The sequence below is a fragment of the Azospirillum sp. FG154 genome (assembly GCF_057809575.1).
This window is the reverse complement of record NZ_JBMDKF010000011.1, coordinates 30,258-54,534: the sequence shown is the minus strand read 5'-3', so window position 1 is coordinate 54,534 and position 24,277 is coordinate 30,258. Positions and strand designations below refer to the sequence as shown.

The 24,277-nt window shown below is 65.6% G+C and carries 21 protein-coding genes; 13 read left to right on the top strand and 8 right to left on the bottom strand.

Going from position 1 to position 24,277, the window contains the following annotated elements; translation table 11 throughout:
- Window positions 1-83 precede the first annotated feature (83 nt).
- Together ACODS4_RS14500 and ACODS4_RS14495 are read left to right on the top strand one after the other, a co-directional pair.
- Window positions 84-590 carry a hypothetical protein gene (locus ACODS4_RS14500; protein ID WP_488864787.1) on the top strand — a complete coding sequence of 169 codons (507 nt, stop codon included), beginning with the start codon at window positions 84-86 and terminating at the stop codon, window positions 588-590.
- The gene (locus ACODS4_RS14495) at window positions 590-3,400 is read left to right on the top strand and encodes a bifunctional diguanylate cyclase/phosphodiesterase (RefSeq protein ID WP_488864785.1); all 2,811 of its coding nucleotides are present in this window, start codon (window positions 590-592) and stop codon (window positions 3,398-3,400) included. The genes ACODS4_RS14500 and ACODS4_RS14495 overlap by 1 nt, the downstream gene beginning before the upstream one ends.
- Here ACODS4_RS14495 and ACODS4_RS14490 read toward each other — a convergent pair.
- On the bottom strand, window positions 3,351-4,658 hold the full coding sequence (locus ACODS4_RS14490) for an acetylornithine deacetylase/succinyl-diaminopimelate desuccinylase family protein (RefSeq protein ID WP_488864783.1): 1,308 nt from the start codon (window positions 4,656-4,658) through the stop codon (window positions 3,351-3,353). The two genes, ACODS4_RS14495 and ACODS4_RS14490, sit on opposite strands and share 50 nt — an antisense overlap.
- 424 nt (window positions 4,659-5,082) lie before the next feature.
- Between ACODS4_RS14490 and ACODS4_RS14485 the strand changes: the two genes are divergently transcribed.
- Window positions 5,083-5,940, top strand: a complete 858-nt coding sequence (locus ACODS4_RS14485; protein WP_488864781.1) for a 2-keto-4-pentenoate hydratase — start codon at window positions 5,083-5,085, stop codon at window positions 5,938-5,940.
- A 10-nt stretch (window positions 5,941-5,950) separates the two neighbouring features.
- On the opposite strand, the gene ACODS4_RS14480 is transcribed toward ACODS4_RS14485, so the two are convergent.
- The gene (locus ACODS4_RS14480; RefSeq protein WP_488864779.1) at window positions 5,951-6,739 is read right to left on the bottom strand and encodes a lysophospholipid acyltransferase family protein; all 789 of its coding nucleotides are present in this window, start codon (window positions 6,737-6,739) and stop codon (window positions 5,951-5,953) included.
- 200 nt (window positions 6,740-6,939) lie between these two features.
- Between ACODS4_RS14480 and ftsE the strand changes: the two genes are divergently transcribed.
- The 7 genes from ftsE (at window position 6,940) to ACODS4_RS14445 (ending at window position 12,002) form a co-directional block, all read left to right on the top strand.
- Window positions 6,940-7,620: a cell division ATP-binding protein FtsE gene (gene ftsE, locus ACODS4_RS14475; RefSeq protein ID WP_488864777.1), complete on the top strand. Its 681-nt coding sequence runs from the start codon at window positions 6,940-6,942 to the stop codon at window positions 7,618-7,620.
- 3 nt (window positions 7,621-7,623) lie between these two features.
- The gene (locus tag ACODS4_RS14470) at window positions 7,624-8,517 is read left to right on the top strand and encodes a cell division protein FtsX (RefSeq protein WP_488864775.1); all 894 of its coding nucleotides are present in this window, start codon (window positions 7,624-7,626) and stop codon (window positions 8,515-8,517) included.
- On the top strand, window positions 8,514-9,149 hold the full coding sequence (locus tag ACODS4_RS14465) for a YdcF family protein (RefSeq protein WP_488864774.1): 636 nt from the start codon (window positions 8,514-8,516) through the stop codon (window positions 9,147-9,149). Before ACODS4_RS14470 ends, ACODS4_RS14465 begins: the two co-directional genes overlap by 4 nt.
- Window positions 9,150-9,466: 317 nt before the next feature.
- On the top strand, window positions 9,467-9,706 hold the full coding sequence (locus ACODS4_RS14460) for a DUF1127 domain-containing protein (protein ID WP_488864772.1): 240 nt from the start codon (window positions 9,467-9,469) through the stop codon (window positions 9,704-9,706).
- 4 nt (window positions 9,707-9,710) lie between these two features.
- Complete coding sequence (locus ACODS4_RS14455; protein ID WP_488864770.1) at window positions 9,711-10,145, top strand: GNAT family N-acetyltransferase; 435 nt, start codon at window positions 9,711-9,713, stop codon at window positions 10,143-10,145.
- Between the two features lie 33 nt (window positions 10,146-10,178).
- The gene (locus tag ACODS4_RS14450) at window positions 10,179-11,147 is read left to right on the top strand and encodes a threo-3-hydroxy-L-aspartate ammonia-lyase (RefSeq protein ID WP_488864768.1); all 969 of its coding nucleotides are present in this window, start codon (window positions 10,179-10,181) and stop codon (window positions 11,145-11,147) included.
- Window positions 11,148-11,210: 63 nt separating this feature from the next.
- Window positions 11,211-12,002, top strand: coding sequence for a PhzF family phenazine biosynthesis protein (locus ACODS4_RS14445; RefSeq protein WP_488864766.1), 792 nt, complete (start codon window positions 11,211-11,213; stop codon window positions 12,000-12,002).
- Between the two features lie 81 nt (window positions 12,003-12,083).
- On the opposite strand, the gene ACODS4_RS14440 is transcribed toward ACODS4_RS14445, so the two are convergent.
- Complete coding sequence (locus ACODS4_RS14440; protein ID WP_488864764.1) at window positions 12,084-13,508, bottom strand: S41 family peptidase; 1,425 nt, start codon at window positions 13,506-13,508, stop codon at window positions 12,084-12,086.
- 505 nt (window positions 13,509-14,013) lie between these two features.
- On the opposite strand from ACODS4_RS14440, the gene ACODS4_RS14435 reads away from it, so the two are divergent.
- On the top strand, window positions 14,014-14,220 hold the full coding sequence (locus tag ACODS4_RS14435) for a hypothetical protein (protein WP_488864762.1): 207 nt from the start codon (window positions 14,014-14,016) through the stop codon (window positions 14,218-14,220).
- 84 nt (window positions 14,221-14,304) lie between these two features.
- Here ACODS4_RS14435 and ACODS4_RS14430 read toward each other — a convergent pair whose 3' ends face one another.
- The 5 genes from ACODS4_RS14430 to ACODS4_RS14410 all read right to left on the bottom strand — a co-directional run bounded on the left by ACODS4_RS14430 (window position 14,305) and on the right by ACODS4_RS14410 (window position 22,780).
- On the bottom strand, window positions 14,305-16,362 hold the full coding sequence (locus ACODS4_RS14430) for a methyl-accepting chemotaxis protein (protein WP_488864760.1): 2,058 nt from the start codon (window positions 16,360-16,362) through the stop codon (window positions 14,305-14,307).
- Window positions 16,363-16,489: 127 nt separating this feature from the next.
- A complete protein-coding gene (locus ACODS4_RS14425; protein WP_488864758.1) occupies window positions 16,490-19,768 on the bottom strand; it encodes a PAS domain S-box protein in 3,279 nt (1,092 codons plus the stop codon).
- Window positions 19,765-21,501: a response regulator gene (locus ACODS4_RS14420; protein WP_488864756.1), complete on the bottom strand. Its 1,737-nt coding sequence runs from the start codon at window positions 21,499-21,501 to the stop codon at window positions 19,765-19,767. Before ACODS4_RS14420 ends, ACODS4_RS14425 begins: the two co-directional genes overlap by 4 nt.
- A 241-nt stretch (window positions 21,502-21,742) precedes the next feature.
- On the bottom strand, window positions 21,743-22,438 hold the full coding sequence (locus tag ACODS4_RS14415) for a response regulator transcription factor (RefSeq protein ID WP_488864754.1): 696 nt from the start codon (window positions 22,436-22,438) through the stop codon (window positions 21,743-21,745).
- Between the two features lie 162 nt (window positions 22,439-22,600).
- Window positions 22,601-22,780: a hypothetical protein gene (locus ACODS4_RS14410; protein WP_488864752.1), complete on the bottom strand. Its 180-nt coding sequence runs from the start codon at window positions 22,778-22,780 to the stop codon at window positions 22,601-22,603.
- Here ACODS4_RS14410 and ACODS4_RS14405 point away from each other — a divergent pair.
- Window positions 22,779-23,207: a response regulator gene (locus ACODS4_RS14405; protein ID WP_488864751.1), complete on the top strand. Its 429-nt coding sequence runs from the start codon at window positions 22,779-22,781 to the stop codon at window positions 23,205-23,207. The two genes, ACODS4_RS14410 and ACODS4_RS14405, sit on opposite strands and share 2 nt — an antisense overlap.
- A complete protein-coding gene (locus tag ACODS4_RS14400; RefSeq protein WP_488864749.1) occupies window positions 23,204-24,268 on the top strand; it encodes an HD domain-containing phosphohydrolase in 1,065 nt (354 codons plus the stop codon). The genes ACODS4_RS14405 and ACODS4_RS14400 overlap by 4 nt, the downstream gene beginning before the upstream one ends.
- Window positions 24,269-24,277 lie beyond the last annotated feature (9 nt).

Below are 24,277 nucleotides of genomic sequence, written 5' to 3'. Positions count from 1 at the left end.
GAGCGCCCTGAGCTTGGTGTAGGCTGGCTCCGGGTTCCATCGGCAGCGGAAGAGGCGAGCGTGAGCGTAAGTGGAGGCTGTCTATGGCGAAGGTGACGATCGTCGTTCTTCGGATGGCCCGAAAGCTTACGGAAGACATTGCGACTCTTGGTCGTTTGCGCGCGGGGGGAAAACCGAAAACCTTCCCCCGCTTTCGCGAGATCCGCAACGCCTACCTCGACATCCAGGGGTTGATTTTTTCCATCCAGGAACGGTTGGGAGAAGCGGGAAAGGAGCTTCCCGACAATTTCCCGCAATGGGTGTTGCGGCAGAAATTGACCGCCATCGCCATTTTCACCGACATCAGCCACAGCTTTGTCAGCGACCCGCCCCTGGCCTTGACCAGTTCGCTCGGCGCCTTTGACGTGCTGGAAGCGGAGCAAAAGGCGTTCAACGAAACCCTGCACACCTTCGACACCATGTTGATGGAAGCGGGCATCGACGACAAGACGGCGGACGAGTTGGACGCGACCCGCACCAAGATTGAAGAAATCCTGGGCATGATCGAGACCTTGCTGATCCACAGCCCAAAGATTTTGAAGGAGTTCTGATGAGCGCGGCGCCGCAACCGCCAACGGCGGACCCCTTGGCGCCCGCGTCACCGCCATCCGTGCCGACGCTGGCCCGCCGCGCGCCCTGGCTCGCCCTGGTGGTTGGCCTTGGTCTGACGCTGCTGGCGTGGGATCAATCGATCCAGGCCCTGAAAGACGAGCGACAGCACCGCTTTTCCCTGCGGGTCGGCGAATTGCACAGCCATCTGGCTGACCGGCTGGCGGTGTACAGGCAGGTGGCGCGTGGGGCGGCCTCGGTCGTCACCGCCTTTCCCGCCATCCGCAGCGCCGAATGGCGGAAATTCGTCGAAGGCCTGCGAATCTCCGAACGCTACCCCGGCATCATCGCCGTCGCTTACGCCCGCGCGATCCCGGCCAATCAGGGACAGGATTTGATCGCCGCCATGCGCGCCGATGGAGCCAATAATTTTCACATCTGGCCGGAAAACGCCGGAGCCGAACGAGTCATCAACATCTTCGCCGCCCCGGCCAACGAGGGGAACAACCGGGCGCTTGGCTTCGACATGATGTCCGAAGGCGTTCGCCGCAACGCCATTGAACGGGCGCGCGACAGCGGCGAGCCGACGGCGACCCGCGCGATCACGCTGAAGATCGACGAAACCAGCGGACCGCAACCCGCCTTCATCCTGTATCAGGCGACCTACCGCGCCGACCGCGATCCCGTCACCGAATTCGCCCGGCGCGCCACTTTCTCCGGCGTCGTCCTGACTCCGGTGCGAATCGCTCCGTTGATCGACGGTCTGTTCCCCGACAACCGCCCCGACGTCGGCGTCGAAATTTTCGACACCCCGGCGGCGGTGGATTTTCCGTTGTACCGCAACGACCCGCAACGACAAGACGAACCGCAATTTTCCTCCCTGCAAAGCATCATGGTCGGCGGGCAGCCGTGGACGGTGCGCTACACCAATCACCCAGACGCGGATCTTGGCGGGCAGCCCTGGACGCCGCCCGCCGTGCTGTTCGCCGGTCTCACGCTCAGTCTGGCGCTGTTCCAGATGATGCGGTCGATGACCGCCACCCGCGCGCGCGCGTTGGTTCTGGCCGACCGCATCACGGCGTCGCTGCGGCGGCAAGAGGTCGAACGCCACCAGCTCTTTACCCAGGCTCCGCTGGGCATCGCCCTGATCGGCCATGATGGACTCATCATGGATTGCAACCCGGCCTTCGCCCAGGCCGCCGGGATGTCGCGCACCGAATTGGTCGGCGTGGACATGCGGCTGCGCGCGGCGGACCAGTCGGCGGTGGTCGCGCTCGACGCCGCCCTGCAAGGCGACAGCGGCAAGCTGGAGATCGACCAGCCTCTGTTGCTCGGCGGGCGGCGCGGTCATTTCAGTCTGCATTTCCAACCCGTGACGTCGGATCAAGAGTTTCTGTTCGCGCTCGTTTTTGTCGAGGATGTCGGCGAGAAGCGGCGGGCGGAGCAGCACATCCAGTATCTGGCCCATTTCGACGCGCTGACCGGACTGCCCAACCGGGTGTTGCTGTTCGACCGCATCGCCCAGGCGTTGAAAGAGGCGCGGCGCGACGGCGACAAAGTCGCCGTCCTGTTCATCGACCTCGACCGTTTCAAGGTCATCAACGACAGTCTGGGCCATTCCTTCGGCGACGAGGTGCTGCGCTCGGTCGCGCGCCGCCTGCAAGCGGGCTTGCGGGAATCGGACACGGTCGGGCGGTTGGGCGGCGACGAGTTTCTGATCGTCGCCCGTCAGGTGACGGGTCCCGACGACGCCGCGCAGGTGGCGGGAAAGGTGGTGGCGCATCTCGCCAGCCCGTTCGTCGTCGGCGGGCAAAGCTTCGTCGTGACGCCCAGCGTCGGCATCAGCCTGTACCCCGACGACGCCGACGACGCCGAAGGGCTGATCCGCTGCGCCGACATCGCCATGTACAACGCCAAGGAAAGCGGTCGGAACGGCTACCGCTTCGTCACCCGCGAAATGGGGACAAAATCGCGCGACCGCATGGATTTGGAAGGCAATTTGCGGCACGCCATCGCTCAGGGCGAGCTGTTTTTGGTCTATCAGCCGCAAGTGGACACCGCCAACGGCCACATTGTCGGGATGGAGGCGCTGATCCGCTGGCGCCATCCGCATGAGGGGCTGATCCTGCCCGGCCGCTTCCTGCCCGTCGCCGAGGAAACCGGGCTGATCGTCGCCATGGGCGATTGGGTGCTGACCGAAGCCTGCGCCCAAATCCGCCGCTGGAAGGACAAGTTCGGCCTGGACATCCCGGTGGCCGTCAACGTGTCGGGCGCGCAATTCCGCGACGGACAATTGCCGATCAAGGTCGCCCGCGCGCTCGACGCGAACGGGCTGGCCGGGCCGGAGCTGGAAATCGAGGTGACGGAAAGCACGCTGATCGAGGACATCGACGGGGCCACCGCCACCCTGAACGCGCTGAAAGAACGCGGCGTGTTGATCGCCCTGGATGATTTCGGCACCGGCTATTCGTCGCTCAGCTACCTGCACCGGCTGCCCATCGACAAGCTGAAGATCGACCGCTCCTTTGTTCAGGATCTGCCCAAGGGAATCAGCAACGCCTCGGTGCCGCGCGCCATCGTCGGGTTGGGCCGCAGCCTTGGCCTGTCGGTCATCGCCGAAGGGGTGGAGACGGAGGAGCAGTTGCGGTTGCTCCGCGACCTCACCTGTGAAAGCTACCAGGGTTTCCTGTTCAGCCACCCGGTTTCGGTGGACCAATTGGATCCCCTGTTGGCCAAACTGACCGGCCTGCGCGCCGTGCCGGTCAGCGTCCCGCCCCCCCAGCCAACAGCGCCAGCGTCGCCAGAGCCATGACCTTCGCCGCCTGAACCATGTCGTCGACGCCGACATACTCGTCGGGCTGGTGGGCCAGATCGAGGATGCCGGGACCGTAAGCGATGCAGTCCTTCAGATGGCCGACGCGAACCACATGCTTTTGGTCATAGGTGCCGGGCGACACCACCCGTTGCGCCGGTCGGCCCAGCACGGTTTCGATGGCCGCCGCCACCGCCAGAACGACGGGCGCGTCGGCGTCGGTCATCGTCGGCAGGAAGGTCAGAATCTCGCGCAGATCGTAATCGAAGCCGGGACGACTCTGGCGCAAATCATCGAGAATGGCGACGATCTCGCCGCGCACCACGTCGGGATCCTCTTCAATCAGATAGCGGCGGTCGATGACCATCCGGCATCGGTCGGGAACCATCGGGCTGGGCAACCCGTCATGATCTTCGCGCTGGCCGCCATGGATGGCGTTGATGTTGATGGTGGATTGCCGCGCGCCCTCCGGCGCCACCGGCATGTCGGTGCGTTTTTGGGACAGACGGGGGATCAACTCCTCCTCAATCCGGTGGAGCACCGCCCCCATATGGCGCACCGCGCAATTGCCGAGAAAGGGCATGGAGCCATGGGCGACGCGGCCCTTGGTCTCAATCTCCGCCCACCAGACGCCGCGATGGCCGACGCACACCCGGTCCACGTTCAAAGGTTCGGGGATGATGACGTGATCGACGCGCGGCTTTGAGAAATACCCAAGCTTGGCCAGATGCCCGACCCCGCCAAAGCCGCCGGACTCCTCGTCCACCGTGCCGGAGATCTCCAGCGCGCCCGCCGTCAGCAACCCGGCGTCGAGCAAGGATTCCACCGCGATGATCGACGCGGCGACGCCGCCCTTCATGTCGCAGGCGCCCCGTCCATACACCCGACCATCCTTCACCACCCCGGCGAAGGGATCGACGGTCCAACCCTGTCCGGGCGGCACCACGTCGATGTGGCCGTTGAAATGCACGCAAGGGCCGGGCCGGGGGGCTTCGATCCGGGCGATCACGTTGACGCGCGGGTAACGGTCGCTGTCGCCCGCGCTGCCGACGGCGCGGACATACTCCACCTGGAAACCGCGCGCCGCCAACCGCCGCCCGATCAATTCGGCGCAGTCGGCGTAGACGTCGCCCGGCGGGTTGATGGTGGGGATGCGAATCAGCGCCTGAGTCAGCGCGACCAGCTCGTCGCGGCGATCCGCGATGCGGGCGAACAGCGCGTCCCGAATGGACGGGTCAATGACAGCGGCGGCGGACATGGAGCCTCCCATTGTGCGAACCGCGCAAGTCTGCGCCCCAGACCGTCGCCTCGTCCAGTCCCCGCCACCATCCCGCCGGGGCAATCGCTTGAAGCATCGAAGACAGAATAAGCCCCTCTCCCCTCGCGGGAGAGGGGTTGGGGTGAGGGGGAAAAGGAACCTTCCCAGCCCCGTTGGGCCGGGCCGCACCCCTCATCCCAACCTGCGGGAACTATGAACGCCTTTGGCGTTCGGCGTTCCCGCCCCGCAAGGGGAGAAGGGCTTTCTTCAATGCGCAACCGTTCAAGCGATTGCCCTGACCATCCCGCGCTTTCCCCCACGCGCCCACGCCGCTACAGTCGCGCCACGCCATGTTCGGCATGCGGTCCTTTGGTGACAATTCGGGCGCAAGCCCCGACCCAACAGCGTTTCAGGAGCAGGCAGGATGACCGTCTCACCCCCCACCGGGCTTGACCAACCGGCCTTCAATGATCCGGCCATCGCCAGCGCCGCCGCCGCGCTGGTCGCCGCCCGCCGCGCGGCGACGGGAATCGACGCCTTTCCGGGCGCCCTGCCCGAAGATCTGGCCACCGCCTACGCCATCCAAAACGCGGTGACGGCGGCGTGGCCGGACGCGGTGGCGGGCTGGAAGGTCGCCCTTGTCCCGCCCGCGTTGACCGAACGCTTGGGCGCCATCCGCTTCGTTGGTCCGGTGTTCGCGAACACGGTGACATCCTGGACCGGCGATCCCTTGCGCTTTCCGGTGATCGCGGGCGGTTTTGGCGCGGTTGAGGCGGAGTTCGTGGTGCGCGTCGCCGCCGACGCCCCACCCGACCGTCTGGACTACAGCCCGACGGAAGCCGCCGCCTTCGTCGGCGCCGTCCACGCCGGAATCGAGGTTGCGGGCAACGCCCTGTCGTCGGTCATGGCGCTGGGACCGATGGCGTCGGTGCCGTCCTTTGGCAACAACATCGGGCTGGTGATCGGCCCGCAGATCGCCGAAGGCTTGGGCGAGCTGAAGGCGATTCGCGCGGAAACGGACATCGACGGCCAAAGCGTCGGCACGGGCGCGGCGGACAAGCTGCCCGGCGGGATCGCCGCCGCCCTGGCCTTCGCGCTGAGCGTGACGGCGCGGTTGGGTCGCCCGCTGACCGCCGGTCAATGGGTGTCCACCGGCGCGTTGACCGGCGTTCACGCCATCACCATCGGCCAAACCGCCCGCATCGCCTTCACCGGCATCGAACCGATGACCGGAACGGCGGTCGCCGCCCAGCCGACCACCGACCCGACGACCGACGCTTAAGACAAACCGTTCAGGAGACGGAGGCGGGGGCCGAACGCTCCCGCCGATCCGCCGGGGCGACCGCCGGCGGGCGAATCGTCGGCGGGCCGCCCGCCGCCATCACCAACCGGTCGCTGGCCGCCTCCAACCGCTCCTCAAGGTCGCGCATCGCCTCGGCGCGCGGTCGACCGGGGGGAATCGGGGGCAGGAACTCCACCACGATGGCGCCAGGCCGTTTGAGGAATTTGTGGCGCGGCCAATAAAGCCCGGCGTTCAGGGCCAACGGCACAATGGGAATCTTCAGGCTTTCGTACAGCACGCCGACGCCGACCCGATAGGGCGTGTAGGTTCCAACCGGAACCCGCGTGCCTTGCGGGAAAATCACGATGGGGCGGCCTTCGTCGCGCACCGGGCGGGAGTTGCGGATCAGCGATTTGATCGCCGCGCCCCCGGCCCCCCGATCCACTGGAATCATTTTGGCCTTGGACGCGTACCAGCCCCAAATCGGAATCCACATCAATTCGCGTTTCAGGATGACCGCCGGATCGCGCACGAGAAGATGCAGCTTCATCGTTTCCCAAGCGGATTGATGCTTGGCCGCCAGCAGGAAGGCGCCGTCGGGGATGTGTTCGGCCCCGCGCACCTCGTACCGGATGCCGACGATCACGCGCTCCATCCAGGCCAGCGTCCGCAGATACCAGACGACGACGGCGATCATCTGCGGGCGCGGCAGCAGCAGCATCCACAACAGGGCGAAGCACATCAACGCGGTCCAACCATAGAACGCGACGATGAAGAGAAGGGAGCGAAGCCAGATCATGGCGGCGAACTTGTCAGGATTCGCCCGCTTTCTCAAGCGCGGCCGCGCAAAACGGCTTCCCCCCACAATTGCGCGCGCCAGACCGGCGAAACGGTGGACTTCCAGCCATAGGCGGGTGCATTGTCCGGTGCCGTGCGTGATTTTCTTACGGGTCATCCCTTGGAATCATGCGCGGTCAGAGGCCAGTCTGTGGTGAGACCGTGATTCGTTTCGAGAATGTCGGACTGCGCTACGGCATCGAGTCGGAGGTGCTGCGCGACATCAGCTTCACCCTGAATCCCGGATCGTTCCATTTCATGACCGGGGCCAGCGGAGCGGGGAAATCGTCGCTGTTGAAGCTGATGTATCTGGCGCACCGGCCCTCGCGCGGTTTGATTACCCTGTTCGGACGCGACATGGCCCGCGTCACGCGCGCCGAACTGCCGGAGATGCGCCGTCAGATCGGCGTGGTGTTCCAGGATTTCGCCCTGCTCGACCACCTGTCGGCGCTGGACAATGTGGCGCTGCCGCTGCGCATGGCCGGCGCCTCGGACGCCGACATGGTGGAGCATTGCACCGAAATCCTGCGCTGGGTCGGTCTGGGCAACCATTTGCACGCCAAGCCCTCCACCCTGTCGGGCGGCCAGCAGCAGCGCGTCGCCATCGCCCGTTCGGTCATCAACCGCCCGCGCCTGCTGCTGGCCGACGAGCCGACCGGCAACGTCGACGACGGCATCGGCATGCGCCTGCTCTATCTGTTCGAGGAGTTGCACAAGCTCGGCACCACCGTGGTGATCGCCACCCACAACGAGGCGCTGATCCGCCGCTTCAACCATCCCCATTTGCATCTGGACAATGGACGTTTGCAGGTGGTCCCCGCCCAGACCGCGCGGGGGGGCTGAAGCATGGCCCTGTTCCTCCTCAGCCGCCCGTCGGACCTGCCGCTGGCCCGCGACCCATCCGCGCGTTTTCTGGTCTGGATCACCGCGCTGATGGTGTTTCTGGCGACGCTGGCCCTGGCCGGGGCGATGATGGTGTCGGAGATGGCCCAGCGTTGGGACAGCGGCCTTGCGGGCGGCTTGACCGTCCAGATCGCCCCCCTGCCCGGCGGCGACGCCCCGCCGCTGGATGAACGGGTGGAAGCCGCCTTGACCGTCCTGCGCTCCTCCCCCGGCGTCAAGACGGCCCGCGCGCTGACCAGCGCCGACACCGCCCGCCTTTTGGAGCCTTGGCTGGGACCGGAAGCGGCGGACCCGCTGTTGCCGATGCCGCGCCTGATCGACGTGACCACCGACGGGCCGGTGGACGTCCCCGGACTGGCGCGACACCTGAAATCGGCGGCCCCCGGCGCCACGTTGGACGATCACGCGGTGTGGCTGGCCGATCTGCGCTCCTTCACCGGGGCGGTGCATCTGGCGGCGTTGGGATTGGTGGCGCTGATCGGCGGAGCCGGGGTGATGTCGGTGATCTTTTCGGTGCGCGCCGGGTTGGCGATTCACCGCCATGTCGTCGAGCTGCTGCACCTGATGGGCGCCACCGACCGCTACATCGCCCGCCAGTTTGAACGCCATGTCGTGGGGTTGAGCCTGCGCGGCGGCGTGGTCGGGTTGGTTCTGGCGCTCGCCACGCTGGCCGGGGTCCATCACGCCTCGCGCGGGTTGCGGGCCAGCCTGCTGCCCGATCTGACGTTGGCCCCCTGGCAATGGGCGGCGCTGATGCTGACGCCGCTGGCGGCGGCGCTTCTGGCGCTGGCGACGGCGCGCTGGACCGTTGTGCGCACGCTGGAGTCGCTGCCGTGACGCGGCGGCGGCCCGGCTCGCTGACGCGCACCGCCGGACGGTTGGTCATTCTGGCCATTCTGGTGGTTGGCGCGTGGCTGGGCGGTCTGGTCTGGTTCGTCGCGAACGTGCCGCGCCTGCCCCTGGAACTCGCCGATCCGCAAAGCCAGCGCGCCACCGACGCCATCGTCGTGCTGACCGGCGGCAGCAACCGTTTGAGCGCCGGGTTGGAACTTCTGGCCGCAGGCCGCGCGCGCAAGCTGTTCGTGTCCGGCGTCTATGATGGGGTGGATGTGCAGGAGCTGTTGCGGCTGTCCCGCCGCTCGCCCAAGGAAATGGAATGCTGCATCACGCTGGGCTATTCCGCCGACAGCACCATCGGCAACGCCTATGAAACGGCCGATTGGATGCGCGACCAGGGGTTCCGGTCGCTGCGGGTGGTGACGGCCAATTACCACATGCGCCGCAGCCTGTTGGAGTTGTGGATGGCGATGCCCGACATCGACCTTGTGCCCAACCCCGTGGTCGCGCCGACGGTGCATCTGGCCGACTGGTGGATGTGGCCGGGCAGCGCCAACCTTCTCATCAACGAATACAACAAACTGCTGTTGACCTACGTTCGCGTCCTGATCTACCGGACGGTGGAACCCTGATTCAAAGCCGGACCGCTCCCCGCATGGCGGCCATGCATCGTATCGATTGTCACCATGATCGTGTGATTGTTCTGCTTTTCTTGTGCTCATGTCTCATTTTGCCCAGGCGCAAAGCCGGGAACCCGGCATCATCCTTTTGAAATGAAATGAGAAACCCTCGTCTGATTCGAGACGGAAAGCCCCCTGTTGCCGAAAAGATACATCCGATATCGGAAATGTCATGGTGACAATATTGGAATTGACCCTGCCGAACTCTCAGTCATAATCCTGATTGTCTCGATTGTTCGAGGCAAGAGCGCCAGATGATGGAGGATCCCATGCGCAACACCGATGTGACCAGCCCCGGCCCGTTCGCGACCGTCGCCAACGCCGACACCCGCGTCACCGGCGTTGGCAAGCGTTCCGCCCTCGCCCTGGTGGATTGGCTGTTCGGCGCGCTGGAACGGCGCCGGCAGCGTCAGGCGCTGTCCGGGCTGGACGAGCATCTGCTCAAGGACATCGGCATCAGCCGCAGCGATGTCGAGCAGGAAGTCACCAAGCCCTTCTGGCGGGGATGATCCGATGACCGCCGCCACCGTCCTGCCGGTCATCCACTACGCCGTCGAACCCGATCTGACCGCCGACGCCTTCATCGACGTGTTGCGCCGCTCCGGGTTGGCCGAACGCCGCCCGGTGGCGGATCGGCCTCGGGTCGAGGCGATGCTGCGCAACGCCGGTCTCATCATCACCGCCCGCGTGGACGGCGCCCTCATCGGCGTCGCCCGCTCGATCACCGACTTCGTTTATTGCTGCTACCTGTCCGATCTGGCGGTTGACCGCGCTTATCAAGGGCGGGGAATCGGCAAGGAGCTGATGCGCCGCACCCGCGACGCGATGGGGGAAGGCACCATGTGCCTTCTTCTCTCGGCCCCCAAGGCCATCAGCTTTTACGAGGACGCCGGGCTGAAGCGGCATGAACAGGCCTTTCTGTTCACCGATCTACCGCCCGCCTCTTAAGCGCGCAGCCTCAAACGCGGAGTTCCCGGCGCCATGGCCGATCTTGCGATTTCCTACGCCGACGTCGTGGGCGCTGCCGAGCGGATCGTCGGCATCGCCCACCGGACTCCGGTTCTGACCTCCAGCACCGCCGACGCCCGCACCGGCGCCCGGCTGTTCTTCAAGTGCGAGAATTTCCAGCGCACCGGCGCCTTCAAGATCCGGGGCGCCGGCAACGCCATCGCGCAACTGCCCGCCGACCGGCGCGCGGCGGGCGTCGTCGCCTTTTCCTCGGGCAACCACGCCCAGGCCATTGCGCTGGCGGCCCAGTTGCAGGCCGTGAAATCGGTCATCGTCATGCCGATGGACGCGCCGGAATCCAAGGTCGCCGCCACCCGCGCCTATGGCGGGGAAGTCGTGCTCTATGACCGTTACGCTGGTCCGCCCGAAGCGGTCGCCAACCGGCTGGTGGAGGAGCGCGGCGCGACCCTGCTGCCGCCCTTCGACCACCCCCACATCATGGCCGGGCAAGGCACGGCGGTGAAGGAGTTGATCGAAGAGGTCGGGCCGTTGGATTTGCTGCTCGTTCCGACCAGCGGCGGCGGTCTTCTGGCCGGTTCGGCGGTGACGGCCCAAGCGCTCAGCCCCGGTTGCCGGGTCATCGGCGTCGAGCCGGAGGCGGGCGACGACGCCCAGCAAAGCCTGCGCAGCGGCCAGATTGTCCGCATCGAACCGCCGCGCACCATCGCCGACGGCGCGCAAAGCCGCAGCGTCGGCCACCACACCTTCCCGGTGATGCAAAGGCTGGTCGAAGACATCCTGACCGTCAGCGACGCCGAACTGGTCGAGGCCATGAGCTTTTTCGCCCGCAGCATGAAGATCATGGTCGAGCCGACCGGCTGCCTGGGCGCGGCGGCGGCGCTGTCCGGCAAGCTGGAGGTCGCGGGCATGCGGGTCGGAATCGTCCTGACCGGCGGCAACATCGACCTGTCGCGCTTCGCCGCCCTGGTGCAGGCGGCCTGACGCCGCCCTTTCCGGCTCTTTCCAAAAAGTCTTTTCACGCCCCGCCTCTCAAGGGAGCCACCCATGCGCTTGCCCATCTATCAGGTTGACGCCTTCGCCGACCGCGTGTTCGCGGGCAATCCAGCGGCGGTCGTGCCGCTGGACTCCTGGTTGCCGGACGCCCAGCTTCAGGCCATCGCGGCGGAAAACAATCTGGCGGAAACCGCCTATTTCCTGCGCAACGACGACGTGTTCGAGCTGCGCTGGTTCACCCCGGCGGTCGAGGTCGATCTGTGCGGCCACGCCACGCTGGCCACCGCCTTCGTCATCTCCACCCTGCTGGAGCCGGGTCGCGCGCGGATGGATTTCGTCACCCGCCAGGCCGGAACCCTGACCGTGACCCGCGACGGCGACGTCTTCACCCTGGATTTCCCCAGCCGCCCGGCGGCCCCCGCCACAGCCCCGCACCCCGATCTGATCGCCGCGTTGGGCGGTCCCGCCCCGCAGGCGATCCTCGACGGGCGCGATTATCTGGTGGTCTATGAGGATGAGGCGACGGTGCGGGCGCTGACCCCCGACATGCTGGCCTTGACCAAGCTGGACCGCTTCGCGGTGTGCGTCACGGCGCCGGGCCGCGACGGCGTTGATTTCGTCTCGCGCCTGTTCGCCCCGGCACAGGGCATTCCAGAGGATCCCGTCACCGGCTCCACCCACTGCATGCTCATCCCCTATTGGGCGGAGAGGCTTGGCAAAACCATTCTGTCGGCGCGCCAGGTCTCCGCGCGGGGCGGCGATTTGGCCTGCGAGCTGGTCGGCGACCGGGTGAAGATCGGCGGCAAGGGCGTGCTGTATCTGGAAGGCGTCATCACCGTCTGAGCAGGGACGACGAGTCCCGACCCAACAAAAGGGGGCGGCCATCCGCTTGGGTGGCCGCCCCCTTTTTGTTTTCAGCGCGTTTCAGCGTCCGGCCAGCGTGCCGGTCAATTTGGTGCGGATCGCCGCCAAGCCGCATTCCAGCGGGCGATCGGAATCCGGTTTCGGCGCGCTGTTGGCGACGTCGGGGCACATCTCCTCCATCCGCCAAACGCGCGGCGGCGGCGGCGGCGGGGCGTGCTGGTCGCAGGTGGCCGGATCGGGGTGGGTTTCCTCGCCATTGCCGTTGGCCGGCTTGACCTCGATGTTCGGCGTCACGCCGAAGCAATCGACCAGCGCGCCCGACGGTCGGAAATAACGCGCCGTGGTCAGGCGGATGCCGGTGTCGGAACTGAGCGAGGAAATGGTCTGCACCGACCCCTTGCCGTAGGAGCGACTGCCGAACAGCAGCGCCCGGCCATGATCCTGCAAGGCTCCGGCGACGATTTCCGAGGCTGACGCCGAACCGCTGTTGATGAGCAGCACCACCGGCAACCCCGGCAACAGATCGCCCGGCGCGCCATGGTAGGTCCGCGCCTCGTCCGGGTCGCGACCGCGCACGCTGACGATGTCCACCGCCTCCAGAAAACGGTCGGCGACGCTGACCGCTTGATCGAGCAAGCCGCCAGGGTTGTTGCGCAAGTCGAGCACCGCGCCGCTCAAACGCCCGCCCGACTGGCGCTTCATGTCCTCCACCGCCGCTTCCAGGGCCGACGTGGTTTGCTGATTGAAGGTGGCGATGCGGATGTAGGCGACGTCGCCCTCCAGCCGGTAACGCACCGGGTGGATTTTCACGATGGCGCGGGTCAGCGACACGCGCATCGTCGCGTCGGGCGTCGGCGGACGGCGCAGGGTGAGCGCGACCGAACTGCCGACCGGACCACGCATGTGCGCCACCGCGTCTTGCAGGTTCAGGCCCTTGACCGCCAGTTCGTCGATCTTGGCGATCAAATCGCCGCTGCGCAGACCAGCCCGCGCGGCCGGAGAGCCGTCAATGGGCGAGACGACGCGAATAAGGCCGCTGGCCTCGTCCATCGTCACCTCGATCCCCAACCCGCCAAACTCCCCTTGCGTCTGTTCGCGCAGGTAACGGTAGCGCTCGGCGTCGAGAAAACTGGAATAGGGATCCAGCGCGCCCAACATGCCGTCCAACGCCGCCTCGGTCAGGGCGCGGTCGCTGGCGCGTGGTTTTTCGGTTTTCTTTTTGGCCAAGCCGACCAACGCCTTGTCCACCAAAACCTGAGGATCATAGGGCTTCACATGCTCGGTCAACACCCGACGCATGGCGTCGGCGAACAGGACGTAATTGCGGTCGCCGGTGGACAGCCCGCCAAAACCGCGCGCCTTGGCGAATTCCGCGCGGTAACGCTCCAAAGCGGCGACGGTGTCGGCCCGGTTGGTCGGGGCCACTGCGCAAGCTGGCCCAATCGCCACCATCATCAGCAGCAAGGCCGCCAGCAATTTCGCCATCCTAAGCCCCTCTCGACAGGCCGGGAAACCCGACTGAATCACTCGCATCGCACACGTTACCAGAGGGTTCGGGTGGAGCGCACCCTAACACGTCGCCTCGCCATTCTCAAAGTCCAGCCCTCGCAACCACACGCTTGTCCCAACCATCCCGACCGTCAACAAACCGACCGCCGCCACCCGTTCCGGGTATGCCTATTTTTTATGCAATGCCACTCATCCACAGGCGGCGCGCGCGATTCCCAAGGGCGGCGGGATCCTTGTTCGCGGGTTGCTCACACATCTATCCACAGATTCTGTGGAGAAGAAAAACGCCCTTTCACTTATCCACACCAATTCACAGAAATGCACACCCCATCATCCCCAGAAAACAATCAAACTCTTCCCAGCGCGCCTTGTATCCACGCCGAATCTGAAATATCCAATCATGGTGGATCGGCAAAATTGACAGGTGTTCATCATGATTGGAGATTCATTTCATCCAAGAAAGGCGACGATTTCGTTGCGCGTGGACCACCAAATCAAGATGGCGGCCAAGAATTACGCGCGGCAACGGCAAACGCCGTTGGCTGAAGTCATGCGCGATCTGTTGGCCCGTTACGTGGCCGAATGCGCGACGGAAAACGCCCAAGCGGCCCCTGATCTGTTGAAAGACCGACCGCGCCAATATGTGGACTTCGCCCGCTTGCAAAGGTTGCTGACCGCCAAGGATTGAACGCAAAAAACCCGCCGAGCGACGTCGCGCTCAGCGGGATCTTCGACGCGTCCAACCATAGTCAGGGGCGCGGACGCCCAGCGATCAGGCCACGCTTTCCAGCGGCGTCAGGCCACGAGTCAGGGTGTTGATCTCGCGATCCACCGCCTCTTGATCGGCGGGCGACAACTCGAACTTCACGTGCATCCGGCCATGCTCGCAGGATTTGACGTGGCAGGGCAAAACCCGGGACAGGCCGTCGATCCGCAGAACCAGCTTGCCGCCTGCCCGTCCCTCGGGACCATGCGTCAGCATGGCGCCGCCCGACGAGAGATTCGCCAGCTTGGCGCGCGCGGCGGGTTGACCCGCCAATTCAACCGCGCACTCCATCGACACGGCAAAGCGCGGACGCCGACGGCGGTCCACGTCGGTGGTCGAGGTGCGGACCACGCGGATCAGCACATTGCGCAGGGTGTCGATGCCGCCCGCCACCTCGTTGGCGATGGAGCGAACCTCGCCCGCACGGCTTTGCGTCGCGTCCGCCTCCGCCGACACCCGACGAATGCGCGCCGACACCTCTTTGGCCGCGTCGCTGGTCTGCGCGACCGAGCGGGCGATTTCATGGGTGGCCGCCGCCTGCTCGTCAACCGCCGCCGCGATGGACGAGGAAATCGTCGCCACCTCTTGGATGGTGTCGGCCACCTCCGACACCGCGCTGACGGCGCTGACCGTGACGCTTTCGACCTCGCCGATCAGCGATCCGATCTCTTCGGTGGATTTCGCGGTCTGGCTGGCGAGATTCTTCACCTCGTTCGCCACCACGGCGAAGCCGCGCCCGGCCTCGCCCGCCCGCGCCGCCTCGATGGTGGCGTTCAGCGCCAACAGGTTGGTCTGGCTGGCGATGTCGTTGATGAGGCGGGCCACCGCGCCAATCCGCTCCACCGACGCCGACAGCTTTTCGATGGTGGCGCGCGCCACGCCGGAACGGTCCACCGCGCGCCCCGTCACCGCAGCGGCGCTGGCCACCTGATGGCCGATGTCGCCGATGGACGCCGACAGTTCTTCGGTGGCGGCGGCGACGGTTTCGGCGTTGCTCAACGCCTGTTGTGCCGCCGCCGCGACGTTCTGCGCGTTGTCGCTGACCTGCATCGCCGAATCCGACATGGCCTCGGCGTTGCCGCTCATCATCGTCGTGCGCTCGGCGACGTGATCGACGGCGAGACGGGTTTCATGCTCCACCTTGTCGGCCATCGCCTCCAACGCCAGACGCCGTTCCTCTTCGCCCTGCCGCCGGGTTTCCTCCTGCGCCGCGCGCAGCCGGGCGTTCTCCTGGGCGCCGCTCTGGAACACCCGAACGGTGTCGGCCATATGGCCGATTTCGTCTCGCCGCTCCTCCAGCCCAACCGTCACGTCGAGCTTGCCGTCGGCCAGATCGACCATCACCCGGCGCAACCGATCCATCGGGCGGATCATCGCCCCTTCCAGAAACACCACGCAAGCCGCCGCCATCAACCCGATGGCCAGACCGGCGCCGATCAAGGTCAGGCGCAGACTGCTGGACGCGTCCTGAACCTCCGCAATCGCGCCCGTCAGGCCGGTGAGCTTGGCGCCGCTGACCGCGACCACGCTGCCGCCCAGCTTTTCCAGGCTGCCGCCCATGGCGTCGGCCACACTGTCGAATTTGCCCATGATCGCGTTGCCCGACGCCGGGCCGCCATCGACGTAGGCGCGCGCCATGCGCTTGCCCATGTCGTAAAAGGGCGCGTAGGCGCGCCGGGTCTCTTCGACCTGCTGAACCACGTCGGACAGGCCGAGTTCCCGCGCCAACCGGGCGGCGGTCGTTGTGTGCTCGTCAAACAATCGGGCGTAATCGGCGGCCTTTTTTTCGCCGTCGTCCATCCCGTCCAACCCGCGCGTGGCCGAAATGTCGGTCAGCCATTGCTGGGTTTGGGCCACGTCGTAGCGAATCTCCGCCACCGCTGAAACCAGGGGGATCACCCGTCCGACCACATCGTCGGTCGCCCGCTGAATCTCGGTCAAATGCGCGGTTTGCCGCCCCATATCCCTCATGGTGAGGAAAGCAGAAACGCCAACGGCGGCGAACACAAAAACAGCCACCGCGACGACCTTCGCCCGGATTGAGATGACGTGCAAAAAACTCATGATAATCGCCACACCCCGTGAATCTGCGCCGCATCGTCGCAAGTCTTCAAAGATCGCGACAAAGCGGCCCGTAAATTACCCTGCATCACTGGATATGCCTACAAAAAAGGCGACATTTGATCTTTCGTCACGTCTGCGGCGGCGGATGATCGCGCAGAATCGACAGCGTTTCCTCCAACGCGACCTCCAAATCCACCAACACTCCAGCCTGCTCCTCAGGATGCTCGCTGTTCTCCAACGAAGCGGCCAGACGGCTCAGGCGCGTCGCCCCGATGTTGGCCGCCGTTCCTTTCAGGGTGTGCGCCACGCGAAGCAACGCGGCCGCGTCATGGCCCATCGCCATTCGGATGTCCTCAACGCTTTGTCGCGCCGCGTTGGCGAAGGTCACAGTGGCCCGCGCCCAGGCTTCCTCGCCCACCGCCCGACGCAAAGACGCGGCGTGGCGAGCATCCAACAAGCCCCCCTCCGGCGACGCGGACGAGTTCGATGATTCGATCGGATCCGCCGAGGACGGGAAGACAAGAGTGGACAGCAGGGTGAACAGATCAGCGGTGACGATGGGTTTGCTCAGACAAGCGCTCATCCCGGCGTCCCGATAGTCGGCCTGATGCCCCGGCATGGCGTTGCCGGTCAGGGCGACGATGGGAACGCGCGCCGCCTCGCCCGGCATCGCCCGGATGCGCCGGGTCGCCGCGATGCCGTCCATCACCGGCATTTGAACATCCATCAGCACCAGATCGAACGGTTGCCGCTCCACCGCAAGAACCGCCTGCGCCCCATCGGCGACGGCGACCACCTGATGACCAATTCGCTCCAGCATCGCGACCACGATGTCACGGTTGATTTCATTGTCTTCGGCGACAAGAACCCGCAGCCCGCGCAGGGTGGGGCCGACAACCGCCGGGTTGCTCGGAGACGGCGACGTCGCCTCGGCCCACGGTCCAGAGATCGCCCCGCCCGCCTGGCACGGCGCCGTGAACCAAAAGACGCTGCCCTTGCCGTCGCCGCTGCGCGCGCCGATCCGCCCGCCCATCACCGTCACCAATTCACGGCTGATCGCCAGACCAAGACCGGCGCCGCCGAAGCGGCGGGTGGTCGAACTGTCAGCCTGAGTGAAGCGGCGGAACAGGTTGGGCAGCACGTCGGCGGGAATCCCGATGCCGGTGTCGATCACCTCAAAGCGCAGGCAATGGCCGCCGTCCGCCCGAACCCCGTCCTCCAGTGACGCGCGCACGGCCACGCCGCCCTGATCGGTGAATTTCAGCGCGTTGCCGATCAGATTGACCAGCACCTGCCGGATCCGCCGAACGTCCGCCCGCGCCACCTCCGGAACCGCCGGGTCAACCTCCAACGACAAGGTCAAGGCTCGCCCGGAGGCGATGGGGCGCAACGACTGGATCACGTCGTCGAGCGTCTTGCGGGCGTCGAAATCGACCAATTCAACCTCGACCTTGCCCGCCTCCAGCTTGGACAGATCAAGAATGTCGTCGATGATCTGCAACAGGGCGTTGCCGGAGCGATTGGCGATGTCGAGCATCTGGCGCTGGTCGGCGTCCAGATTTGGCCCGTCCACCAACGCCAAGGCGCCCAGCACGCCGTTCATCGGCGTGCGGATTTCGTGACTCATCGTGGCGAGAAATTCGCTTTTCATGCGGTTGGCATGGTCGGCGGCCTCTTTGGCCCGGCGCAGGCTCGTTTCAATCTCGCGCTGGGCGGTGACGTCGCGCAACGCGCCGGTGTAAAAACGGCGATCCCCTTCCCGCCAACTGGCCAGCGTCACTTCGACCGGAAACTCGCCGCCATCCTTGCGGCGGCCGGAAAATTCGCGGACATCGGACAACGGCATTATTCCGCCAACGCCGCGATAAAACTCAAGTCGGCCATCCAACGCCACGGCGAACGCCGTCGGCAACAATCTGGCCATCGGCCCGCCCACAATGTCGCCAGCCGCGTAACCAAACATCCGTTCCGCCGCCGGGTTGAAGGCGTCGACCACCCCAGCCTCGTCAATGGTGATGATGGGCTGCCCCACCGACGAAAACATGGCGCGATAGCGGGCCTCGCTTGCTTGCAGCCGCAAGGCCGACAACTCCCGCTCGGTCGTGTCGGTGGCTGATCCGCGATAGCCGAGAAACACGCCGTCCTCGCTCCAGATCGGGCGGCCGCTGACGCTGAAATAGCGCACCCCGTCAGCGGTTTTGACCCGGTAGCGAAAATTGCGGAACGCTTCCCGGCGCTCCAACATTTGCTGATGCTCCGCCCATTTGGCGGCGTCGCCAGGTTCGCGCAACGCCACCTCCTCGCGCCGCAACCCGATGGGAAGGCCATTCGGCGTGTGCGGGACCAACGGCCCAATCAGTTGAGAAAAACGCAAATCCGCGTCCATTTCCCAGAACCAATCCGACGCGGTTTCCGCCTGATCGCGAAACCGCCGCTCGCTCTCCGCCAACCGCAAAGCCGACGACGCCAACCGCGACGATTGCCGCGTCGCCAGCAGCGCCAGCGCGAACAGCCCAAAATTGCTGACGACGGCGCCGGACAGATACACGCGCTGGCGATTCCGGGTGTCGGCCAGGAAAGCCTCTTCGCCAAAGGCGGTCGTGACGATCAGAGGGTAGTCGGTCAAAACCCGGAAAGACTGAAGACGGGCGATGTTGTCGACCGCGCTTTTCAACCGCAAGAAGCCCGTCGTCTGCGTCGCCGCCTGTCGCAAGGTGGCCGATTGGCTGATGTCCTGCCCAATGATCTGTTCGTTCAGAACCGAACGGGCGCGCAGGATTCCGTCCTTGCCAACGATGGAAACGACGCCGTCCGGTCCGACGTCCAGGTTTTCCAAAGACCGGCTGAAGTAGAACGGATCCATCGAGGCGACGATCACCCCGGCAAAGGAGCCATCGGCCCGGTTGATCCGCCGCGTCAGTTGGATCGACCATTTCCCCGACGCCCGCCCAAACACCGGCTTGCCGATGAACAGGCCGACGTTGGGGTCGGCGACATGCACGCGAAAATGCTCGCGATCCGCCAGATGAACCCGCGCGGGAGCGTCGCCCACGCTGGTCTGCACCAGATCGCCACGCTCGTCGATCAGGGCGATCTGCACCAAAATGCTTGACCGCTGAACGGCATGGCGGATCAATCGGTGGATTTCCTCATCGGCAAAGTCGCCGTGATGTTGCGTGTCGTCGATCACGAACAGCATCACCTGATCGGCTTCGGCGATCGCCCGCGTGGTCTGTTCCGCGACGACCCGGGCCAGATTGCCGGTGTCCCGCTCCGCCCGGGCCATCGCTTCGGACTCGTCGTAGCGAGCCAGCAGAAGCGCGGCCAACCACAACCCCACGGCGATGACCAGGGTTCCCGCCCAGACAGCGGCGGTGAAGCGGCGATGTTGCGGTCGGGATTTCATTTTGACGCCCTTGGTTCGTTCGCGCGGGGCAGCAAGGTCGTGATGCTGCGCGCCAACCGTTCGACGTCGATCGGCTTGCTCAAGACACGATCAACCCCCGACGACGCCAAGCGGGCCGGATCGCCGTCCACGGGTTGATCCGTGTAGAGGATGCAGGGCAGATCGGGCCGCAAGGCTTTCAACCGTGCGATCAAGGACAACCCGGACATCCCCCCGGCCGATGGCCCGGCCACCACCGCCACATCGAAAAACCCCGGCTCATCGACCAGGATCTCCAGCGCGTCGGCCGCGCTTTCGCAGACCGCCACCTCATAACCTTGCCGTTCCAGACCAATCGACAGACGATCCCCGGTTTCCCGTTCCTCATCCACCACCAGAACATGCCGGGCCTCCACGGCGACAGGTGGTTGAACCGGCGCCAAGGACAAAGGGGCCATTGGCACGAACAGCCGGATGACCGTGCCCTCGACGGGATGAGTCCAAACAACCAACCCGCCGTCCAACGCACGCGCCACCGCCAACGCCGAAGCCGTGTCCTCCCCCCCGGAACGGACCTGCTCCCGCGCGGCCAGCAGGGGGTCGATCAGCCCGCGCAAGGCCGTCATCGGACGCGGCGGCCCCGGCGCGCGCAACTCAAACAACGCCTGCGGGCGGCGATGCGGCGGCAGGGCCGCATGGGACGACCAACCGATGGGAGCCTTGAGCGCGTCCTCCTCGCCCGCCCAACGCGCCACGCGCAGGGTCGGGGTCAGGGGAAGCTTGGCGCCCCCCTCGTTCCCAGCGTCCAGCGCGCTTGAGCCGCCTGCCCCGACAGGATCGCCGCCACAGCCATGGACCAGCCCGGCCAGGGTTCGGGCGAGCAGCACGCCGTCGCCCAGACAATCCAAACGCCCCGCCTCGTTCCGCACCGACAGATTGGAACGCCCGGCGACGCGCAAAAGGCGGGCGGTTTCCTTCAGAACGTCGTCGGTGGAAACCGGACGGATGTCCACCGCAAGATCGCGGGCCGCCGACACAATCCGGCGCAACGCCGTCTTGCTGCGGTCGGTCGCGCTGAGGATGCGCGTGGCGAAATCGGCCTGCGGCGAATGGGCGGGCAGGTCGGCCGCCAGAAAATCGGCGTAACCGGCAACCGCGCCCAGCGCGTTGTTGACATCATGCACGATCATGCCCGCGACATCCGCCACCCCGTCCATATGGTCGAGTTGGGCGGCGCGCAGGCGCTCCTGCGCCGAATCCCGTCCGACAATCAGCAGGCAGCCCTCTGGCAGCGGCACACGCTCCGGCGTGATCGGGGACGGCCAGACGATCTTTTCATCCCAACGGGTCTCCGCCGCCGCCGCCACGCCAAGCAGGCCGATGGCCGCCGGGTTGCTGGCGACCACCCACAGATCGGCGTCGAGGATCACCATCGCCTCGGCGGCGGCGTCGAAAGCGGCGCGCAGATGGTTGATCGACAGCGCCGTCTCGACGTCCAGAGACGTGTCGTCGTCATCGTCCAGAAGATCATCATGCGCCGCGTCGTCCCGCCACGCCGACGCCGCTTTTTCCCGCCGCAGCTCCCGCTCCAACCGCCGTATTTCACCGCGCGCGACGAAGGCGGCGAACAGACCCGAACCGCACAAAGCCGCCGACGCCGCGAACAGCCACGCCATCGACGCCCGGTCAACGGGCGATGGCGACAGCCACAAGGCCGTCAACCCGACCACCGCCGCCAATAATGCCGGAACCACGATGCAAGCCCTCCAGGCCGGAAAAACAGCATGATGGATGGGTATGGTCGGCGATGTCCGGTGCATCGATCACTCATCGTTGAGGACGGAGCGTTTGGCGCCGCCGGTCTGTTCGGCACGGCTCAGGCGTCAACATTACCGACTTGAACAAACGATCAACAGTTAGGGGAAGCACCGTCCCGGCTTTTGAAGGCTTGCGGCGCGGTCATCCGGGAGGATGCGGGCTGGACGAAGGAACGTTTCAGGACGCGGCGCTCAGCCCGTGGTTCAGCAACCCGGCCTCTTGAGCCCGCCGCACGGCGTCGGTGCGGTTGCGCGCGCCCAGCTTGCGCAGGATCCGCCGGGTGTGCAGCTTCACCGTCACCTCTTGCAGGCTGAGTTGACGGCCAATTTCCTTGTTGGTCGCGCCGGTCGCCAACATGCCGAGCACCTGCTGTTCGCGGTCCGTCAGGGGCGACGACACCCCAGGTTCCGGATCGCCCTCTCCATCCGCCTGCTCCGGCAAATCATCCCCGGTTCCGTCGCATTCGGCGAACGCGCCGTGATGCGACAAAAGCTCCAGCGCGATCTCCTTCGGCACAAAGCTGCCGCCCTCGGCCACAAGGCGCAGGGCCTGCGCCAAAACACGCCGTGGGGTGGTCTTGGGCAGAAAGGCGTCGGCCCCGCAACGCAGCACCTCGACCGCCGTGTCCAAATCCTCGGCGCCCGTGACGACCGCCACCGGCCCTTCGACGCCAGCCTTGCGCAAACGGGTCAAGGGATCGCCAACGTCGCTGCCGGGCATGCGCCAATCAAGCACGATCAGGTCGAATCGCCCCGCCCCCAAACACTCCAACGATCCGATGGAAACAATCTCGGCGTCGGCCCAGGCCTGCCGGATGGACAACTCAAGGGCGTCCCGGAACAAGGGGTGGTCATCCGCCACCAGTATCTTCATCGACCGCCTCCGCCGCCCCGGCACCGACCCCTTAACCGATGGGGCAGTGTACCACCAAAGTCGAATATGAGAGTGGAAATGTTAGGTTTCGGTCATCCGCCCCGTGACAACCCCATCCATCCCAGGGGATACTATCCTCGGATATCCTATTTCCCGAAACCATTATCCTTCAATCCTGACGCCAAACACCGGCGCGGCTGTATTGTGGACGCTGGTTTCATTGATCTTTGCGCCCCGCCCCCCGCCCGGATCGGCGACGCGCGCAATCTTTAAGGGAACTCCAATCCGGCGCGCGGCGCCAAACCGCCGCCGGACACGTTGTGTTTTGAGGATCGTCGTCATGGAAATGACCATGTATGTGCTGCAACCGACGACGAAGCCCGCCCATATCCTTTTGGTCGATGATGATCCCGATTTTCGCGACATGGTCCACACGGCGCTGACCCGCGTCGGCTACGTCGTCCACGACGCGGAGAACGGTCGCGCCGCTCTGGAGATCCTGCGGGACCGCATGATTGATCTTGTTCTGACCGACATCATCATGCCGGAAACCGATGGCTATGAAATCATTCAGAAATTGAAACGTTCGCCATCCTCTCCGCCGTTGATCGCCGTCTCTGGCGGCAGCGCGCGGCTGCGGATGGAGTTGCCCAACATGGCCCGACTTTTGGGAGCCGACGCCGCGTTTGAGAAACCGGTCGACCTCAACCTCCTGCTCGACACGATCAAACGGCTGCTTGAGACCCGGCGGAAGAGGCGCTCCGCATGAATGTTCTGATTGTTGACGATGACCGGACCAACCTCATCATCATGGCGGCGGTCGTCCGCCGTTTGGATGACGCGGAGCCGATCACCTATTCCAACCCGCTTGAGGCGGCCCAGTGGCTTGACGCCAACGAGCCGGACCTGATTTTGCTGGACCAGATGATGCCGGAGATGGACGGCATCACCCTGTTGCAGCGCATCCGGCAGAACAAGACGCTGGACACCGTTCCGGTCGTCATCGTGACGGCGGACACCAGCGTGGAGACCCGCATCCGGGCGCTGGATGAAGGGTGCAGCGATTTCCTGACCAAGCCGATCATCATTCCCGAAGTGCAGGCCCGCCTGCGCAACCTTCTGGCCCTGCGGCAAAGCCGCGCCCTGTTGCGCGACCGCGCCGCCTTGCTGGCGACCGAGGTGCAACGGGTCACGGCGGCGTTGCAGCGGCAGGGCGAGGAGTTGGTCCTCCGCCTGTCCTGCGCCGCCGAATACCGCGACCCGGAAACCGGCGCGCATCTGGAACGCATGTCCCGCTATTCCCGCCTGATCGCCGAAGCCGCCGGTTACGACCGCGATTTTTGCGACGAGTTGCTGAAGGCCGCGCCGATGCACGACATCGGCAAAATCGGCATTCCCGATCTGATTTTGCTGAAACCGGGCCGTTTGACCGAGGCCGAGTTGCCGATCATGCGCCAACACGCCACCATCGGCCATCGCATCCTGGCCGACAGCGACGTCCCCTTGCTGCGCATGGCGGCGGAAATCGCCCTGTCCCACCATGAAAAGTTCGACGGAACCGGCTACCCGAACATGTTGTCCGGCGGCGCCATTCCCGTAAGCGGCCGGATCGTCGCCGTCGCCGACGTCTTCGACGCTCTCACCTCGACCCGGCCCTACAAGCGGGCATGGTCGTTGGACGCCGCACGCGACTATATCGTGAAGAATCGAGGCGTCCATTTCGACCCGGTGTTCGTCGACGCCTTTCTGTCACGCTGGGACAAGGTGTGCGAGATCCACCACGCCCACCAGGACCTGCACCTTACGGACCTGCACCCGATGGATTTCTGAGCGGCCCCG

What these genes read in the sequence shown, in the direction of transcription:
- ACODS4_RS14410 (WP_488864752.1), bottom strand. Translation starts at nt 22,780, where the DNA reads ATGACGACGATCCTCAAAACACAACGTGTCCGGCGGCGGTTTGGCGCC.
- ACODS4_RS14430 (WP_488864760.1), bottom strand. Translation starts at nt 16,362, where the DNA reads ATGAGTTTTTTGCACGTCATCTCAATCCGGGCGAAGGTCGTCGCGGTG.
- ACODS4_RS14500 (WP_488864787.1), top strand. Translation starts at nt 84, where the DNA reads ATGGCGAAGGTGACGATCGTCGTTCTTCGGATGGCCCGAAAGCTTACG.
- ACODS4_RS14440 (WP_488864764.1), bottom strand. Translation starts at nt 13,508, where the DNA reads ATGGCGAAATTGCTGGCGGCCTTGCTGCTGATGATGGTGGCGATTGGG.
- ACODS4_RS14455 (WP_488864770.1), top strand. Translation starts at nt 9,711, where the DNA reads ATGACCGCCGCCACCGTCCTGCCGGTCATCCACTACGCCGTCGAACCC.
- ACODS4_RS14460 (WP_488864772.1), top strand. Translation starts at nt 9,467, where the DNA reads ATGCGCAACACCGATGTGACCAGCCCCGGCCCGTTCGCGACCGTCGCC.
- ACODS4_RS14405 (WP_488864751.1), top strand. Translation starts at nt 22,779, where the DNA reads ATGGAAATGACCATGTATGTGCTGCAACCGACGACGAAGCCCGCCCAT.
- ACODS4_RS14480 (WP_488864779.1), bottom strand. Translation starts at nt 6,739, where the DNA reads ATGATCTGGCTTCGCTCCCTTCTCTTCATCGTCGCGTTCTATGGTTGG.
- ACODS4_RS14485 (WP_488864781.1), top strand. Translation starts at nt 5,083, where the DNA reads ATGACCGTCTCACCCCCCACCGGGCTTGACCAACCGGCCTTCAATGAT.
- ACODS4_RS14490 (WP_488864783.1), bottom strand. Translation starts at nt 4,658, where the DNA reads ATGTCCGCCGCCGCTGTCATTGACCCGTCCATTCGGGACGCGCTGTTC.
- ACODS4_RS14415 (WP_488864754.1), bottom strand. Translation starts at nt 22,438, where the DNA reads ATGAAGATACTGGTGGCGGATGACCACCCCTTGTTCCGGGACGCCCTT.
- ACODS4_RS14445 (WP_488864766.1), top strand. Translation starts at nt 11,211, where the DNA reads ATGCGCTTGCCCATCTATCAGGTTGACGCCTTCGCCGACCGCGTGTTC.
- ACODS4_RS14470 (WP_488864775.1), top strand. Translation starts at nt 7,624, where the DNA reads ATGGCCCTGTTCCTCCTCAGCCGCCCGTCGGACCTGCCGCTGGCCCGC.
- ACODS4_RS14495 (WP_488864785.1), top strand. Translation starts at nt 590, where the DNA reads ATGAGCGCGGCGCCGCAACCGCCAACGGCGGACCCCTTGGCGCCCGCG.
- ACODS4_RS14400 (WP_488864749.1), top strand. Translation starts at nt 23,204, where the DNA reads ATGAATGTTCTGATTGTTGACGATGACCGGACCAACCTCATCATCATG.
- ACODS4_RS14425 (WP_488864758.1), bottom strand. Translation starts at nt 19,768, where the DNA reads ATGAAATCCCGACCGCAACATCGCCGCTTCACCGCCGCTGTCTGGGCG.
- ACODS4_RS14450 (WP_488864768.1), top strand. Translation starts at nt 10,179, where the DNA reads ATGGCCGATCTTGCGATTTCCTACGCCGACGTCGTGGGCGCTGCCGAG.